This is a genomic window from Halomonas marinisediminis, from assembly GCF_004347715.1.
In the GTDB taxonomy this organism is placed as follows: domain Bacteria; phylum Pseudomonadota; class Gammaproteobacteria; order Pseudomonadales; family Halomonadaceae; genus Halomonas; species Halomonas icarae.
Map to the genome: position 1 here is coordinate 1 of NZ_SLTR01000080.1, position 366 is coordinate 366.

Consider the following 366-nt stretch of genomic DNA (forward strand, 5'->3'; position numbering starts at 1 on the left):
AGGCCGCCGAGACGGAATTGTCCAGGGCGACGCAATCGGCCCCCGTGGCCTTGGCAAAGCCGATATAGCCGTCGCCCGCCTCGCGCGGGAAGGCGATGATCGGCGTGTCGGGATGTTTCGCCTTCAGCGCGGCGATGATCTTTTTCGTCGGCTCCAGAGCGTATTTCGTGAACGCCTCGCCCTTCAGCGACCCGGCCCAGCTGTCGAAGATCTTCACCGTCTCGGCCCCCGCCTCGATCTGCATCGAGAGGTACGCGATGGTCGCCTCGGTCAGCCGGTCCATCAGCGCGTCGAACACCTCGGGCGCCTCGCGCATCAGCTTGTGCGCCGGGGCCTGGTCTGGCGTCCCGCGCCCGGCGATCATGT

1 protein-coding gene is annotated in these 366 nt (G+C 66.9%); it reads right to left on the reverse strand.

Translation table 11 applies throughout. The features are described from left to right. Window positions 1-366, reverse strand: a 366-nt coding sequence (locus E0702_RS15885; protein ID WP_306766927.1) for a uroporphyrinogen decarboxylase family protein, incomplete at both ends; no start/stop codon positions are given.